Source organism: Falsiroseomonas oryzae, assembly GCF_027856955.1.
Lineage (GTDB): Bacteria > Pseudomonadota > Alphaproteobacteria > Acetobacterales > Acetobacteraceae > Falsiroseomonas > Falsiroseomonas oryzae.
On record NZ_JAPSMD010000106.1, the window covers coordinates 1 to 14605 of the forward strand.

13 protein-coding genes, 1 tRNA gene and 1 pseudogene are annotated in these 14605 nt (G+C 72.8%); 7 read left to right on the top strand and 8 right to left on the bottom strand.

Annotated features, from left to right (window positions below; translation table 11 throughout):
* The 3 genes from OZN99_RS12710 to OZN99_RS12720 all read left to right on the top strand — a co-directional run.
* Positions 1-729 (top strand): thiamine pyrophosphate-dependent enzyme (locus OZN99_RS12710; RefSeq protein WP_270935614.1); only part of this gene is annotated, 729 nt, incomplete at its 5' end.
* 160 nt (positions 730-889) lie between these two features.
* Positions 890-1363 (top strand): VOC family protein, encoded by a 474-nt coding sequence (locus OZN99_RS12715; protein WP_270935615.1) that lies wholly within the window; start codon positions 890-892, stop codon positions 1361-1363.
* Between the two features lie 163 nt (positions 1364-1526).
* Positions 1527-2291, top strand: a complete 765-nt coding sequence (locus OZN99_RS12720; protein ID WP_270935616.1) for a glucose 1-dehydrogenase — start codon at positions 1527-1529, stop codon at positions 2289-2291.
* 21 nt (positions 2292-2312) lie between these two features.
* Here OZN99_RS12720 and OZN99_RS12725 read toward each other — a convergent pair whose 3' ends face one another.
* Together OZN99_RS12725 and OZN99_RS12730 are read right to left on the bottom strand one after the other, a co-directional pair.
* Entirely contained in the window at positions 2313-3896 is a 1584-nt protein-coding gene (locus OZN99_RS12725) for an ABC transporter substrate-binding protein (protein WP_270935617.1), read from the bottom strand.
* Positions 3897-4019: 123 nt separating this feature from the next.
* Positions 4020-4093, bottom strand: a tRNA-Gln gene (locus tag OZN99_RS12730).
* A gap of 187 nt (positions 4094-4280) precedes the next feature.
* Between OZN99_RS12730 and OZN99_RS12735 the strand changes: the two genes are divergently transcribed.
* Together OZN99_RS12735 and OZN99_RS12740 are read left to right on the top strand one after the other, a co-directional pair.
* On the top strand, positions 4281-5375 hold the full coding sequence (locus tag OZN99_RS12735; protein ID WP_270935618.1) for a Ppx/GppA phosphatase family protein: 1095 nt from the start codon (positions 4281-4283) through the stop codon (positions 5373-5375).
* Positions 5376-5392: 17 nt separating this feature from the next.
* Positions 5393-6064, top strand: a complete 672-nt coding sequence (locus OZN99_RS12740) for an RlmE family RNA methyltransferase (RefSeq protein ID WP_270935619.1) — start codon at positions 5393-5395, stop codon at positions 6062-6064.
* Positions 6065-6085: 21 nt separating this feature from the next.
* Here OZN99_RS12740 and phnD read toward each other — a convergent pair whose 3' ends face one another.
* Entirely contained in the window at positions 6086-7054 is a 969-nt protein-coding gene (gene phnD, locus OZN99_RS12745; RefSeq protein WP_270935620.1) for a phosphate/phosphite/phosphonate ABC transporter substrate-binding protein, read from the bottom strand.
* Between the two features lie 106 nt (positions 7055-7160).
* Here phnD and OZN99_RS33540 point away from each other — a divergent pair.
* A pseudogene (locus OZN99_RS33540) lies at positions 7161-7361 on the top strand (STAS domain-containing protein); the annotation flags it as partial.
* A 65-nt stretch (positions 7362-7426) separates the two neighbouring features.
* Here the strand turns inward: OZN99_RS33540 and OZN99_RS12750 are convergent.
* From OZN99_RS12750 to OZN99_RS12765, 4 genes are all read right to left on the bottom strand, one after another.
* On the bottom strand, positions 7427-8860 hold the full coding sequence (locus tag OZN99_RS12750; protein ID WP_270935621.1) for a dihydroorotase: 1434 nt from the start codon (positions 8858-8860) through the stop codon (positions 7427-7429).
* A 74-nt stretch (positions 8861-8934) separates the two neighbouring features.
* Positions 8935-10428 carry an amidohydrolase family protein gene (locus tag OZN99_RS12755; protein ID WP_270935622.1) on the bottom strand — a complete coding sequence of 498 codons (1494 nt, stop codon included), beginning with the start codon at positions 10426-10428 and terminating at the stop codon, positions 8935-8937.
* A 187-nt stretch (positions 10429-10615) separates the two neighbouring features.
* Positions 10616-11635, bottom strand: a complete 1020-nt coding sequence (locus tag OZN99_RS12760; RefSeq protein ID WP_270935623.1) for an ABC transporter substrate-binding protein — start codon at positions 11633-11635, stop codon at positions 10616-10618.
* Between the two features lie 28 nt (positions 11636-11663).
* Positions 11664-12674 carry an ABC transporter substrate-binding protein gene (locus OZN99_RS12765; RefSeq protein ID WP_270935624.1) on the bottom strand — a complete coding sequence of 337 codons (1011 nt, stop codon included), beginning with the start codon at positions 12672-12674 and terminating at the stop codon, positions 11664-11666.
* A gap of 151 nt (positions 12675-12825) precedes the next feature.
* On the opposite strand from OZN99_RS12765, the gene OZN99_RS12770 reads away from it, so the two are divergent.
* On the top strand, positions 12826-13803 hold the full coding sequence (locus OZN99_RS12770) for a Bug family tripartite tricarboxylate transporter substrate binding protein (protein ID WP_270935625.1): 978 nt from the start codon (positions 12826-12828) through the stop codon (positions 13801-13803).
* Between the two features lie 83 nt (positions 13804-13886).
* Here OZN99_RS12770 and OZN99_RS12775 read toward each other — a convergent pair.
* Positions 13887-14605 (bottom strand): NAD(P)/FAD-dependent oxidoreductase (locus tag OZN99_RS12775; protein ID WP_270935626.1); only part of this gene is annotated, 719 nt, incomplete at its 5' end.

A 14605-nucleotide genomic window follows, 5' to 3' on the forward strand; every position in this document is an offset into this window, starting at 1 on the left:
GCCGCGGATGCCGGGATGCGCAGCGCCATCGCCGCCGGCCACCGCACGGTGCAGGCCGCGTGGGACGCGCTGGACGGCCGGCACGGCGTGCCCGGGCCGCGCCTTGTCGCGGCGGTGCAGGACGCGGCCGGCCCGGAGGCGGTCTTCGTCGCCGACAGCGGCAACGGCCTCTTCGTCGCGGCGGAGGTCCTCCGCCTCGATGCACCGGGACGCTTCCTCGCGCCGGTGGACTTCTCGGCGATGGGTTATGCGCTGCCCGCGGCGATCGGCGCGGCGCTCAGCCGGCCGGAGGGCCGCACGGTGGCCTTCATGGGCGACGGCGCGTTCCTGATGACCGGCCTCGAGTTGATGACGGCGATGCAGCAGCGGGCGCGGCTGGTCCTCTTCGTGCTGCGTGACCGGGAGCTGACCCAGATCGCGCAGTTCCAGGACACCGCCTTCGCCCGGCGCAGCGCGAGCGACCTGCCGGATTTCGATCTTCCGATGCTCTGCCGGTCGCTCGGCGTGCCCTGCCTCCCGCTGCACTCGGCCGATGGCATGGCGGAGGTGCTCGACGTGGCCTTCGCCGCCGCCGGAAGCGGGCCGGTGGTGGTCGAGGTCGCCATCGACAACCGTCACCGCAGCTATTTCACCCAGGGCGTGGTCAGGACGAATTTCGGGCGCCTGCCCTGGATCGACCGGCTGCGCTTCGTCGCGCGCGCCGTCGCGCGGCGCGTGCTGCTGCAATAGGTCGCGGGAGCACCGCACCTCCGGCGGTGCGCTGCCGCCGGGTGCCGGAGCCACGCGCAATGTGCCAGGCGGCGTTTCGACGAGGCCGGCGTCACGGCTGCGACGCCGCGGGGCCCGCTGAGCGACGCAACCGACGACCTGCAGCGCGAGGGGACGCCTCATGCCGAAGAACACGATCTGTCTCTGGTACGACAGGGATGCCGAGGCCGCTGCCCGCTTCTATGCCGAGACCTTCCCCGACAGCGCGGTCCTGGCGGTGCATCGCGCACCGGCGGACTACCCCTCCGGCCGGAAGGGCGACGTGCTGACGGTGGAGTTCACCGTGCTCGGCATTCCCTGCCTCGGCCTGAACGGCGGCCCGGCCTTCCGGCACAGCGAGGCCTTCTCCTTCCAGGTCGCTACCGACAGCCAGGAGGAGACCGACCGCTACTGGGACGCCATCGTCGGCCATGGAGGCGCGGAGAGCGCCTGCGGCTGGTGCCGGGACCGCTGGGGGATCTCGTGGCAGATCACCCCGCGCGTGCTGACCGAGGCGATCGCCGCCGGCGGCGACGAAGCCCGCCGCGCCTTCGAGGCGATGATGACGATGCGGAAGATCGACGTCGCCGCGATCGAGGCGGCGCGCCGCGGCTGATGCTCCATCGCCGCATGGCCAAGGACTGGTCCGGTCACCAAGCGGTCCGACGGCGCCCAGGCGGTGCGCGGCGTCGCGCAAGGCCCCGGTTGTGGTCCCCTGTGCGGCCGAATATGTCGGCAGCGATCGGTGCGCGCCTCTCGCGCGCCCGGAGGAGGCGCGCATGCTGCCGGAACTCTTCGACCTGTCGGGACGCCGCGCGCTGGTCACGGGCGGCGGCCAGGGCATCGGCCTCGCGCTCGCGCGCGCCCTCGCGGGGGCGGGCGCGACCGTGGTGCTGAACGGGCGCAACGCCGGCAAGCTGCAGCAGGCGGCGGAAGCGCTGGCCGCCGCGGGCCATGCCGCGGAGATCGCGCCCTTCGACGTCACCGACCCCGAGGCCGTCCAGGCCGGCGTCGCGGCGGTGCTGGCGCGCGGCGACATCGACATTCTCGTCAACAATGCCGGGATCCAGCGGCGCGCGCCGCTGCAGGACTTCCCCGAGGAAACCTGGCGCGAGCTGATGCGCACCAACCTCGACGCGGTGTTCTACGTGGCGAAGGCGGTGGCGCAGCACATGATCGCGCGCGGGCGGGGCCGGATCATCAACATCTGCTCCGTGCAGAGCGAGCTCGGCCGGCCGGGCATCGCGCCCTATGCCGCGAGCAAGGGCGCGGTGCGGATGCTGACGCGCGGCATGTGCGCCGACTGGGCGAAGCACGGGCTGCAGGTGAACGGCATCGCGCCCGGCTACTTCGCGACCGAGATGAACCGTGCCCTGGTGGAGGACGCGGCGTTCTCCGACTGGGTGAGCAAGCGCACGCCGGCCGGGCGCTGGGGGCGCGTGGAGGAACTCGGCGGCGCGGCCGTGTTCCTGGCCTCCGACGCGGCGAGCTTCGTCAATGGGCAGGTGCTGTTCGTGGATGGCGGGATGACGGCGGTGGTGTAGCCGCCGCGTTCCGCTCCCGATTCAGGGCACCGGCGAGACGCTCATCGCCCGCGTGTAGCCGTCCACGCGCGGACGGAACGCCACCTGACGGCGATGCGCCCAGATGTTGACCTGGTGATGCAGCGGGATCAGCGCGACGTCGCCGAAGGCGAGCTCCGTCGCCTGGATCAGCAAGCCCTCGCGCGCGGCGTCGTCGATCTCCACCAGGGCGCGGTCCAGCAGCTGGTCGAAGGCCGCGTTGCTGTAGCGCCCGCGATTGAACTGGCCGCGTCCCCGACGCTCGTCCACGGTTGCGACCAGGGTGGCGAGCGGGGCGGTCGGCTCTCCGGTCTCGACGCCCCAGAGGCCGGTCCACAGGCTGAACTCCCGGTTGCGGCTGCGCGTGACGTGCAGGGCATGGGGCATGGCGTCCACCGTCGTGCGGATGCCGGCCCGCGTCAGCATCTGGGCGACCGCCTGGCAGATCTGGGCGTCGTTGACGAAGCGGTTGTTCTGGCAGTGGATGGTCAGCCGGAAGCCATCCGGATAGCCGGCCGCGGCCAGCAGCGCGCGGCTGCGCGCGGGATCGAAGGGGATCGGCGGCAGGCCCGGCGCGTGGCCATAGCCGCCCGCCGGCATGAACTGGTTGGCCACCCGCGCATGGCCGCCCATCACGCGGTCCACGATGGCATCGCGCTGGATGGCGAGGCTCACCGCCTCCCGCACGCGCCGGTCGGCGAATGGGTTGCGCGGCAGCGGCTGCCCGTCGTTCCCCAGGATCCCCGGCGGCACGCGCTCCACCACATCCAGGTGGAAGCCCGCGACGGCGGGCGAGACGCTGGTGGCGACGGCGATCCTCCGGTCCGCCTCCAGCCGCGGCAGGTCCTGCGCCGGCACCGCATCGATCACATCCGCATCGCCCGCCAGCAGCGCCGCCACCCGCGCGGCTGCCTGGGGAATGCTGCGCAGCGTGACCCGCGCCCAGGGCGCCGGGCCATCGCGATAGGCCTCGTTCCGGGCCAGCGCGACGCTGTCGCCGGCGGTCCAGGACACCAGGCGGTAGGGCCCGGTGCCGATGGCCGCGCGGCCACTGTTGTAGTCGGCGGTGGTCGCGCCCTCTCCCGCGCGGCGCGACACCACCGGCACCTGGCTGAGATAGACGGGCATCAGCGGGAAGGGCTCCGCGGTGCGCAGCACCACGGTTTGCGCATCCGGGGTCTCCACTGCCGTGATGGCGCGCAGATAGACCGCGAAGCTCGAGGGGCTGCCGGGGACGTCGGCGGCGCGGCGCAGGGTGAAGGCAATATCCTCGGCCGTCAGCGCGCTGCCGTCGTGGAACCGCACGCCGTCGCGCAGGCGGAAGGTCCAGCTGGTCGGGTCCGTCGCGCGCCAGTCCGCCGCCAGGGCGGCGACCGGTCGCTGGTCGGCGTCCAGCAGCACGAGCGGTTCGAAGACATGCGGCGCGAAGGACTTGTTGCCGCCGAAATTGTGCCAGTGGGGATCCATGCTGTTCGGCGCGATCTCCGAGCCGATGCGGAGGTCCTGCGCGGCGGCCTGCCCAGCTATGGCGGCGGGCAGGGCGCAGAGCATCGCCGCGGCCATGCAACGCGCGATCAAGGTCGGCATGGGCGCGGTCCCGCTGCTGCTGCGACGGCCATGATGGGTGGGCGGCAGCGCGTGGGGCAAGCCCGCGTGGCGAGTCGCGCGGGAGCGGGGCCGAGCAGGCGGAGCCATCGCGGCCGGGATGGTTGGCTGGGGGACCTGGATTCGAACCAAGGCTGCCGGAGTCAGAATCCGGAGTTCTACCGCTAAACTATCCCCCACCAGGCCGGTGGCACGCCGCATCCGGCGCGGGCGCGGGGGGTAGCACAGGCACAGGGGGTGGGCAACAGCCGGACGGGGCGCGGACACAGGAAATGCCTTGCCCCCGCGCGGTGCTCGCCGGATCATGACGCTTCGTCTCCGGCCGGGCGTGCCAGAAGCCGGCCAGGGGAGCATTGTCACAGCAGAATGCCCATCGACGCCGGCCCCACCCCCGTTTCCGAGCCCCGCTCCGCCGCCCGCGAGGCCGGCGCGACGGGGCGTCGGGACCACGCGGCGCCGCTCTATGCGGCGCTCGACCTCGGCACCAACAATTGCCGCCTGCTGCTCGCCACCCCTGCGGCCGGTGGCTTCCGCGTGGTGGACAGCTTCAGCCGCATCGTCCGGCTGGGCGAGGGCCTGGTCGGCACCGGGCAGCTGTCGGAGGCGGCCATGGAACGGGCGCTGGCCGCGCTGCGCGCCTGTTCGGACAAGCTCTCCCGCCGGCCTGTCCGCGCGCTGGACGCCGTGGCGACCGAGGCGTGTCGCCGCGCCGGCAACGGGCCGGGCTTCCTGGCGCGGGTGGAACGCGAGACCGGGCTGCGGCTGCGCACCATCTCGGCGCGGGAGGAGGCGGAACTCGCGATGGAGTCCTGCGCGCCCCTGCTTGAGCCCGGCGACCGGCGGGCCCTGCTGTTCGACATCGGTGGCGGCTCCACCGAGATCGCCTGGATGCGCGTGCAGCCGCATACGCGCACGCCGGAGCTGATCGGCTACCTCTCCGTGCCGGTCGGGGTGGTCACCCTGTCCGAGCGCTGCGGCCCGTCCTGCTTCACCGCTGCCGGCTTCCACGCGGTGGTGGACGAGGTGGCGGAGCGGCTGGCCGGCTTCGACGCCGTGCACCGCATCGCGCAGGAGATCCGGGCCGGTGGGGTGCGGCTGATGGGCACCTCCGGCACGGTCACCACGCTGGCCGGCGTGGCGATGGCGCTGCCGCGCTACCGGCGGCCGCTGGTGGATGGCCAGACGCTGGACGCCGACCTGGCCGACCAGGCGCTGGGCGACCTGTTCGCCCTGGGGCGGGAGGGGCTGGCCGCGCATCCCTGCGTCGGGCCGGAGCGCGTGGAGTTCGTGCTGCCGGGCTGCGCGGTCTATGCGGCGATCCGCCGGGTCTGGCCGGTGCCGCGGCTGACGGTGGCCGATCGCGGCCTGCGGGAAGGCATGCTGCAGCGCCTGATGCGCGCCGACCGCATGGCGCCCCGCCGCCCGGCGCCGCGCGGGCTGGGCTGGCAGGCGCCGGGCTGATCCCCGATATCCCTGGCATGACCAGGACACCCACCGGCGGCCGCTCGCTTTCCGCCCGGCTGCGCACGGCCAAGGGGCGCAGCGCGCAGAGCCAGCGCTGGCTGGAGCGCCAGCTGAACGACCCCTATGTGCAGGCGGCGAAGGCGGCAGGCTTTCGGTCGCGTGCGGCCTTCAAGCTCACCGAGCTGGATGCGAAGTTCCGCCTGCTGAAGCCGGGCGGGCGGGTGGTGGACCTGGGCTCCGCGCCGGGCGGCTGGATGCAGGTGGCGGCGCGGACGGTCGGGGAACGAGGGCGCGTGGTCGGGCTCGACCTGCTGCCGGTGGACCCGGTGCCCGGCGCGACGATCCTGCAGGGCGACTTCCAGGACCCGGAGGCGGAGCGCGCCGTGGAGGCCGCGCTGGGCGGCCAGGCCGACCTCGTGCTGTCCGACATGGCTCCGAACACCACGGGCCATGCGGCGACTGACCACCTGCGCATCATGGCGCTGGCGGAACTTGCGCTGGACTTCGCGCTGCGCGTGCTGGCGCCGGGCGGCGCCTTCGTGGCGAAGGTCTTCCAGGGCGGGTCGGAGAAGGCCTTCCTGGATACGCTGAAGCAGCGCTTCGCCCAGGTGCGCCACGCCAAGCCGCCGGCCAGCCGCAAGGACAGCGCGGAGCTCTACGTGGTCGCCACCGGGTTCAAGGGCTGACGCGGCAGGGCGCGCCGGCGCTCAGTTCCGCCGGCGCCGCTGCTCGGCCTCCTCGCGGCGCATCTGGACGAACAGCTCGTAGTCCTCGTGCTTCGTGGGCACCCAGCCGATCACGGTCCCGCGCTCCACCGCGCGGTGGATCTCCGGCGCTGCCGTCGGCAGCGCCAGGTGGAAGGCCAGCATGTCGTCCTTGAAGGCCTGCGGCGTGTCCTTGCGCACCACCAGCGGGCCGTTCTGGATCGGGCCGGAGCGCCAGATGATGCGGATGTCGCGCATGTTCAGCAGCCCCTTCTCGGCCGTGGCGCGCAGCATGCCGCGGGTGAAGCCCTGGCTCTCCTCGCCGATGCCGGAGGCCCAGGTGACGCCGGCATCGAACTGCCGGCCCAGCACCGCGACGATCGCCTGCTCGTGCCCGCCGGCGAAGCCGGTGCGGCCGAAGAAGCTGTCCGGGTTGACGCCGGCCTGGCGCAGCGCGGCGCGCGGGATCAGGAAGCCCGAGGCGCTGTTCGGGTCCGCCCAGGCCATCGAGCGGCCGCGCATCTGATCGAGGCTGGTGATCCCCGAATCGGCGCGGACATACATCACCGCGATGTAGCTGGTGCTGCCATCGGCCTCCTGGGTGACGAGGAAGGGCTCGACGTTGCCGTTCGATTCGACCCACGCTGCGGCGTAGGCGGCCGGCGACATGCTGGCCATCTCGATGTGCCGCCCCGCGAAGGCCTGCACCACGCCGGAATAGTCGGAGGCCTGGAACAGCCGGACCGGCACGCCGAAGGTCTCCTCGATCAGCCGGCCATAGGCGCCGTAGCGGCCCATGCGGTCGGCCTCGTTCTCGCCGCCCAGGATGCCGATGCGGATCTGCGGGATCTGCGCCGCCCAGGCGCGGCGCCCACGCTCCGGCATCGGATGGGCGGCGGGCCGCTGCTGCGCGGTCGCGGCAAGCGGGGCGAGCAGCGGGGCGGCGAGCAGGCTGCGGCGGAGCAGGGGCATCGGCGGCGGTCTCCGGGTGAGGCGGCTGTCGGATGACCATATCGTGACGCGGCGCGCCGCTGCCAGGGCCGGCGCGCCGCGCGCCCCGTTCAAGGGTGGGCCAGCGATGGCGTGGTTGCCGGCGGAACGCGGGGCGATCGTCGACCTGTCCGGGGTGACCTATTGCGGATCGCTCGGGATCCGCATGCTGTTGCGCGCGGCGCAGCAGCTGAAGCGGCGTGGCCAGCGCCTGGTGCTGGCTGCCGCGCAGCCCCAGGTCGGCCAGGTCTTCGCGCAGTTGGGCGTCGCCCACGTCACCCCGATCGCCGCCACGGTGCAGGCCACGGAGGGGTGCTCCTGGCCGGTTGATGCCGTCGGCGTGTGGCGGGCGGCCTACCAGGACTGCGCGTCGGGCCGCAGGATCGCCTTCGTCGTCGTCGCCGGGTTGCGCGGCTCCGGCTTCGGCATCTCGGGCCGCTCCATCCGGCCCCAGCCCGGCGCGTCCAGCACCTTGCCGTCGCGCATCACGACGCGGCCTCGCACGATGGTCGCGACCGGGCCGCCCACCGTCTCCATGCCCTCGAACGGCGTGAAGCGGCTGCGCTCGCTGTGCAGTTCCGCGCCGCGGATCACGCCGCGCTTCGCGGCATCCACCACCACCAGGTCGGCATCGGCGCCGGGCTGCACCACGCCCTTGCGCGGCCACAGGCCGAAGGCGCGCGCGGGCGCGGCGCTGGCCATTCGGACGTACTGCTCCAGCGTCATGCGGCCCTCGTGGACGAAGGTGAGCATCAGGCGCATGGAGGTCTCGACGCCCGGGAAGCCGCAGGCATTGTCCCAGAAGGACGGGCGCTGCTTCTCCTCCATCGCATGCGGCGCGTGGTCGGTGCCGAGGATGTCGATGGTGCCGTCCAGCAAGGCCTGAAGGATGGGCTCGCGCTGGCGGCCCTCGCGGATCGGCGGGTTGAGGCGGGCGATGCGGCCCTTGTCGCCGGTCAGGTCCTCGGCCGCGATCAGCACGTATTGCGGGCAGGTCTCCACCGTCATCGGCACGCCGCGCGCCTTGGCGTCCCTGATGACGGGAATTGAGCGCATGCAGCTCTCGTGCACGATGTGGATGCGTGCGCCTGTCCACTCGCTCAGCACGATGCAGCGGTTGAGGCTCTCCAGCGCCACGATGTCGGCGCGCGCGGCCAGATGTGCGAAGGCGTCGTCGCGGCCGGCGGCCTTCATGCGGTTCTCGCGCCAGAACAGCATGGGAGAGTTCTCGGCATGGATGGAGCAGCGCAGGCCGAGCTCGGCCAGGATCTCGAAGCCTTCCAGCACGGCGCCGTCGTTGGGCGCGGGGTTGTTGCCGGTGGTGTTGCCGTAGAACAGCTTGAAGCCGATGACGCCGGCCTTCGCCAGCGCTTCCAGGTTGTCGAGCGAGCGTTCGTCGAGGATGCCGTAGAGGCCGAAATTGACATGCGCCTGCCGCTCCGCCGCCTCGCGCTTCATGGCCAGGATCTTGGGCGAGGAGACCGCCGGATCGGTGTTCGGCATGTCGAAGACGGTGGTGACGCCGCCCGCGGCGGCGGCGCGGGTGCCGGTGGTCCAGTCCTCCTTGTGGGTCATGCCGGGTTCGCGGATGTGCGTGTGCACGTCGATGGCGCCGGGAATGACGTAGCGGCCCTTCGCGTCCAGGGTCTCGCGCGCCTTCGGCGCGAAGCGCGGATCGCCGACAAAGACCACCATGCCGTCCTTCACCGCGACGTCGGCGGGGAAGCGGGTTGTCTCGTTGACGACGGTGCCGCCGGCGATGAGGAGGTCGGCGAGGAGCTCGGACATGGCGCTTTCCCGGATGGTGGGGCCGGGCGCGCGGCCCTCACCCCGACCCTCTCCCGCAAGCGGGAGAGGAGGTCTCACTCCGCCTTTAGCAGCCGCTTGCTGCGCGTCCAGCCCCTGGCCAGCGCGCGGCAGTGGCAGGCGACATGCGGCGCGACCTGTTCGCACCAGGCGCGCAGCTCGGCATTCGCGCCGCGCAGGCGGTCGGCGGCGTCCTGGGCGTCGCGCGCCAGCTTCGCCTCGTCCAGGCCGAGCACCTTGCGGTCCCGCAGCTTCCAGGCGCCGCCGATCATCACGTCGGCCACCGCGCTGCCGTCCTCGGTCCAGACCAGCTGGTTCGCCGCGTCGTTCAGCGGCGCCCAGTTCACGTGCCGCAGGTCCAGCAGCACCAGGTCAGCCGCGTGCCCGGGCTCGATCGTGCCGCCCTGCTCGTGCCCGAGCAGCTTCGAGGAGCCGACGGTGGCCAGCCGCACCGTCTCCGCGGTGCCGAGCCAGTCCTCGTCCTCCGCCTCCTCCCACAGGCGGGAGGCGAAGGCGGCGAGGCGCATCGCCTCGAACATGTTCTGGTTGTCGGAGGAGGAGGAGCCATCGGTGCCGATGCCCACGGTCACGCCGGCGCGGATCGCCGCGCGCACCGGCGCGATGCCGGAGGCCAGGCGCATGTTGGCGCCGGGATTGTGCGAGATGCCGGCGCCGCGCTTCGCCAGCAGGTCGAGGTCGGACTGCGTCAGCCAGACGCCATGCGCCACGCTGAACCAGGGGCCGACCAGGCCCATCCGGTCCATGTGCTCCAGCAGGGTGGCGCCGCCGTAGCGGATCTCGCCGCCGGCCGCCTGGTAGCGCGCTTCCGCGACATGGGTCTGCATGCGCATCCCGTGCTCGGCCGCCAGCGCGCGGCAGCCCTTCAGGAAGTCGTCGGTGCCGTGCAGCGGGATGGTCGGCGCGCAGCCCAGCCGGACGTCGCGCCGCGCATGGCTCCAGGACTGCGCGGCGGTACCGATGGCCGCCAGGATGTCGGCGGCGGAGGCCGCGCGCATGGCCGCGGCGCGGGCGCGGTGCGGCTCCGGCAGGGCCTCGATCAGGCCCGGCGTTGCCTGGAAGAAGGTGAGGTCGCCGACCATCGGCGCCAGCACGGCGCGCAGCCCCACCGTCGCATAGGCCTCCGCCATGGCATCCAGCCCGTCCACGGTCGGGACGGGGAATTCGGCGGAGAGGTCGAAGGCGGCGGTGCAGCCCTTCTTCAGCATCTCCACCGCGGTCAGCGCGGTGGAGAGCCACTTGTCCTGCAGCACCCGGCCGCCGGAGATCCAGGGCGCATGGGCCAGCAGCACGGCGAGGTCCCACTTGTCGCCGGCGCCCTTGGCCAGGCCGCCATGGCCATGGGTGTGGCCGTTCACCAAGCCGGGGATGATCAGCCGGTCGCGGGCGTCATGCGCCTGCGCGTCGGCCACCGCGGTGCCGGGCGGCAGGACGGCGGCGATGCGGCCGTCCTCGACCAGGAGGTCGGCGAAGGGGGCGGAGAGCGCGTCGGGCGCGAGGACGCGGGCGCCGGTGAGGAGGAGCTTGGTCATGCGGAGCAGCCTGTTCGCTCCCCCGCTTGCGGGGGCTTCGACGCCGAAGGCGTCGGGGGCCGCAGCGGACCGGAGGATGGTGGGTGAGGGTTCGTGACGTCAGGGCGCCCTCATCCTCGGACCCCCACCCCAGCCCTCCCCCGCAAGCAGGGGAGGGAGAAGGGAGGGCGGGAGAGGGGGGCGGGCTTCAGACCATCCGCTCGCTGCGCGGCGGCAGGTAGCGGTCGGTGAACATGCTCTCGGCGGAGGGCGGGTTGGCGACGCCGAGCGCCTCGGCATTCACCGCCACCAGTTGCTGCGCGCGGGCCATGTCGAGATGGCCGAGGCCATTGGCCCGGCTGTTCGGCGTCAGGATAGAGCGGTCGCGCGTCATCGCGAAGCGCCTCGCCTCCAGCGCCTCGTCGAACAGCGGCTCGCGGCGCTTCAGCGCGGCCATGCCGCCGGGCACGTCGTTCAGCAGCAGCTTGAGGCCCTCGACGGAGGCCTTCACGAAGCGCGCCGCCGTCTCCTGGTTGCGCTCCAGCCATTCGGCGCGGACGAAGACGCCGGAGCCGTAGATGTCGAGCCCGTGCTCGGCATAGGGCCAGCCCAGGATCTGGTCCTCCGCGATGCCGAGGCCGACCAGGTTGAAGTGCACGGTGAAGAGGAAGCCGGTGACGGCGTCCACCTGACCGGTGCGCAGCATGGTGTCGCGCAGGTTCGCCGCCATGGAGGTCCAGCGCACGCTGCGCGGGTCGATGCCGGCGACGCGGGCGAAGGCGGGGAACAGCATCCGGCTGCCCTCGCCTTCCGGCGCGCCGAGGTTCTTGCCGGCCACGTCCTGCGGGCGATTGATGTTGCGCCCGCGGAGCGTGACGATCGCTGCCGCGGTGCGGTCGAAGACCGGGTAGATCATCACCAGGCGGTTCTGAGGGTTCTCCGCGTTGAACTTCACCGCGCCCGCGAAGTCCGCGAAGCCGACATCGTAGGCGCCGGAGCCCACCTTGACCAGCGCGTCGCCCGAGCCGAAGCCGCGGTCCATCCGCACGGCCAGCTGCTGCTGGCGATAGATGCCGCGGTCCTCGGCCAGCGCCCACATGCCGTGGTTGCCCTGCAGCGCCCAGTCCAGGCTGAAGCGCAGCGCGGTCTGCGCGCGCGCCGTGCGCATCGCCGGCAGCGCGAGCGCGGCACCGCCGGCGGCGGCAAGAAGGTGACGGCGTCGGAGCATGTTGCTTGTCCTTTCTTCGGGTCTGGTCTCAGCGCAGGCGGCGCAGCTCGGCCGGCGGCAGGAAGCGGCCGTCCACGATCTCCGTGGCGGCGGGACGGCGCGGCAGCTGGAAGCCCTGGGCGACGATGTCGATGGCGCGGTCCAGCCGGGAGGGCTCCACATGGCCGATGCCGCTGGCGCGCGCCTCCGGCGTGACGATCTGGTTGTCGATCACCCATTGCAGGCGCTCGACCTCGAGATCGGCGTTCAGCAGCGGCTCGCGCCGGGCGATGTGGGCGACGGCCGCGCGCGGGTCGCGGATGGCCTCCACCCAGCCGCGCGCGATGGCGCGCAGCAGCGCCTGCGCCACCTGCGGCCGGCGCTCCGCCATCTCCGTCGAAATGAGGATCGAGTTGGAAAGAACGTCCACCCCGTGGTCGCCGTAGTACATGAAACGGACGTCCTCGCGCCGAATGCCGAGACCCTTGAGGGCGAACCATACAGTGGAATCGAAACCTGTCACGGCCTCGACATCACCGCGGACCAGCAACGTCTCGCGAAGGGTGGGGGCCACGGCCTGGAAGTTGACGCGGCCGGCGTCGATGCCCGTCAGGGTGGCAAAGGCAGGGAACAGGCGGAAGCCCGTGTCGTTCTGCGGCGCGCCGACGCGCCGCCCGACCAGGTCCTGGGGCCGCTGGATGTTCGCGCGCGCCAGGCTGACCACTGCCATGGGCGGGCGGGTGTAGAGCACCATGGCCGTGACCACCCGGCGCTCCGGTTGGCGGGCGGTGAACTCGATCAGCGTGTTGATGTCCCCGAATCCGGCATCGTAGGTGCCCGCCGCGATGCGGCCGATCGGGGCGGAGGAGCCCTCGCCGGGGTCGAGGCGAACGGCCAGCCCTTCCTCCCGGAAGAAGCCGCGATCCTCGGCCAGGAAGAAGGGCGCGTTCGGGCCCTCGAGGCGCCAGTTGAGGATCATCCGCACCGGCTCCTGCGCGGCGGCCGCGAGGGGGCCGAGCGACAGCGCGGCCAGGACGAGACCTGCCAGGATTGGCGTCATGGGATGCTCCTTCGGTGTGCAGACACGGCCCGTGCCGGCGCGATGGCGGCCAGGACGGGGGGCCGACGGGCTGGGACGGCGCAAGGATTAAGCCTATGTCATCCGGCGGCGGTCCGGGCGCAGACGCGGCCGCCGACCGGGAGACATCGCCATGCACCGCAACCTCACGCGCCGCGCCCTTGGCGGCCTTGCGCTCGCCTCCGCCGCGCTGCCGGCGCGCGCCCAGCCTGCCTGGCCGGAGCGCCCGATCCGCTGGATCATTCCCTTCCCGCCCGCCGGGACGGCCGACATCCTCTCGCGCCTGCTGGCGGAGCGGCTCGGGCCGCGGCTCGGCCAGCCGGTGGTGGCGGAGAACCGCGCCGGCGCCGGCGGCACGCTGGCGGCCGACATCGTCGCCAAGGCGCGCGGCGATGCGCACACCGTGATGATGTCGAACTTCGCGCCGCACGGCACGAGCCCGACGCTGTTCCCGAACGTGCCCTACGACGCGGTGGCGGACTTCACCCATCTCGGCCTGTTCGGCGCGCTGCCGATGGTCGTCGCGGTCAGCCCGAACCATCCGGCGCGCACGCTGGAGGAGTTGCTGGCGGCGGCGCGGGCGCGCGCCGGCGCGGTCGGGATGGCCTATGGTGGCAACGGCACCGCGTCCCACCTGATCGGCGTGCAGTTCCAGAAGGTGGCGCGGGTCGAGTTCACCTTCGTGCCCTATCGCGGCGCGGGGCCGGCGCTGACCGACGTGCTGGCCGGCGTGGTGCCCTCGATCATCGAGACGCTGCCGGCCGCCATCGGCCATATCCGCGCGGGGCGGCTGCGGCCGCTCGCGGTGAGCGGGGCGGCGCGCTCGCCCGCGCTGCCGGAGGTGCCGCATTTCGGCGAGTTGGGACTGGCCGCGGCGCAGGGCGTGAACTGGTTCGGCTTCTGCGGCCCGGCGGGGCTCGCGCAGCCCATCGCGGCGCGCTGGGTCGCCGAGATCAGGACGGTGCTCGAGACGCCGGACATGCGCGAGCGCATGGGTCAGATGGGCTTCGAGGGCACCAACATGGACCCGGCCTTCATGACCGCCTTCGTCGGGCAGGAGGTGGCGCGTTGGCGGGCCGTGATCCGCGAGAACAACGTGCAGGCGGACTGAGCTCTGCGCTGGCCCCACGGCCTCCGAAGTCCGGCCTTCCGATCGGCCGAGAGCACATCGCAGCCAGCCGATCGGACCGTGCCCTAGGCCCGCCAGCCGTCAAGCCGGTCCTTCAGGCGGTACCAGCCGGTGACCAGCGGCATGAACCAGGGCGTGCCGGTGTAGCCGGGCAGGGTCGGCAAGGGCAGGCGGGCGAAGGCGCTGGCGCGGTTGTCGCCGCCCAGCATCATCCGCGCCGCGACGGTGCCGAGATGCGTCATCGTCGTGATGCCGCTGCCGTTGCAGCCCAGCGCGTGGTGCACGCCGTCGCGCACGCCGACATGCGGCAGCATGTCGAACGCGAAGGCCAGGCTGCCCTTCCAACCATGCGTGATCCGCACGCCCGCGAGCTGCGGGAAGACGTGGACCAGGTGCCGGTGCAGCCAGCGCGCGCCGATGCGCGGGTCGGCATCGGTCAGCGTCGCGCGCCCGCCGAACAGGATGCGCGCGCCATCCGGCGAGGGGCGAAAATAATACAGCACCTTCTTGGTGTCGCCATAGACACGCAGCTTCGGCAGCAACGCCTGGACACGATCGGTGCCGAGCGGCTCGGTGGCAATCATGCAGCTGGTCACCGGGATGACGCGGCGGCGGTGCCAGGGCGTGGCGCGGCCGGTGTAGCCGTTGGTCGCGACCATGACGTGCCGCGTGCGCACCGCGCCAGCGGAGGTCGCGACGACGAAGCCCGCGCCGTCGCGGGCGATGCCGCGCACCTCCACCCCGCCGGCGAGCGTCGCGCCGGCACGTGCCGCGGCGGCGGCGA

What these genes read in the sequence shown, in the direction of transcription:
- OZN99_RS12770 (WP_270935625.1), top strand. Translation starts at nt 12,826, where the DNA reads ATGCACCGCAACCTCACGCGCCGCGCCCTTGGCGGCCTTGCGCTCGCC.
- OZN99_RS12720 (WP_270935616.1), top strand. Translation starts at nt 1,527, where the DNA reads ATGCTGCCGGAACTCTTCGACCTGTCGGGACGCCGCGCGCTGGTCACG.
- OZN99_RS12765 (WP_270935624.1), bottom strand. Translation starts at nt 12,674, where the DNA reads ATGACGCCAATCCTGGCAGGTCTCGTCCTGGCCGCGCTGTCGCTCGGC.
- OZN99_RS12725 (WP_270935617.1), bottom strand. Translation starts at nt 3,896, where the DNA reads ATGCCGACCTTGATCGCGCGTTGCATGGCCGCGGCGATGCTCTGCGCC.
- phnD (WP_270935620.1), bottom strand. Translation starts at nt 7,054, where the DNA reads ATGCCCCTGCTCCGCCGCAGCCTGCTCGCCGCCCCGCTGCTCGCCCCG.
- OZN99_RS12750 (WP_270935621.1), bottom strand. Translation starts at nt 8,860, where the DNA reads ATGTCCGAGCTCCTCGCCGACCTCCTCATCGCCGGCGGCACCGTCGTC.
- OZN99_RS12735 (WP_270935618.1), top strand. Translation starts at nt 4,281, where the DNA reads ATGCCCATCGACGCCGGCCCCACCCCCGTTTCCGAGCCCCGCTCCGCC.
- OZN99_RS12740 (WP_270935619.1), top strand. Translation starts at nt 5,393, where the DNA reads ATGACCAGGACACCCACCGGCGGCCGCTCGCTTTCCGCCCGGCTGCGC.
- OZN99_RS12755 (WP_270935622.1), bottom strand. Translation starts at nt 10,428, where the DNA reads ATGACCAAGCTCCTCCTCACCGGCGCCCGCGTCCTCGCGCCCGACGCG.
- OZN99_RS12715 (WP_270935615.1), top strand. Translation starts at nt 890, where the DNA reads ATGCCGAAGAACACGATCTGTCTCTGGTACGACAGGGATGCCGAGGCC.
- OZN99_RS12760 (WP_270935623.1), bottom strand. Translation starts at nt 11,635, where the DNA reads ATGCTCCGACGCCGTCACCTTCTTGCCGCCGCCGGCGGTGCCGCGCTC.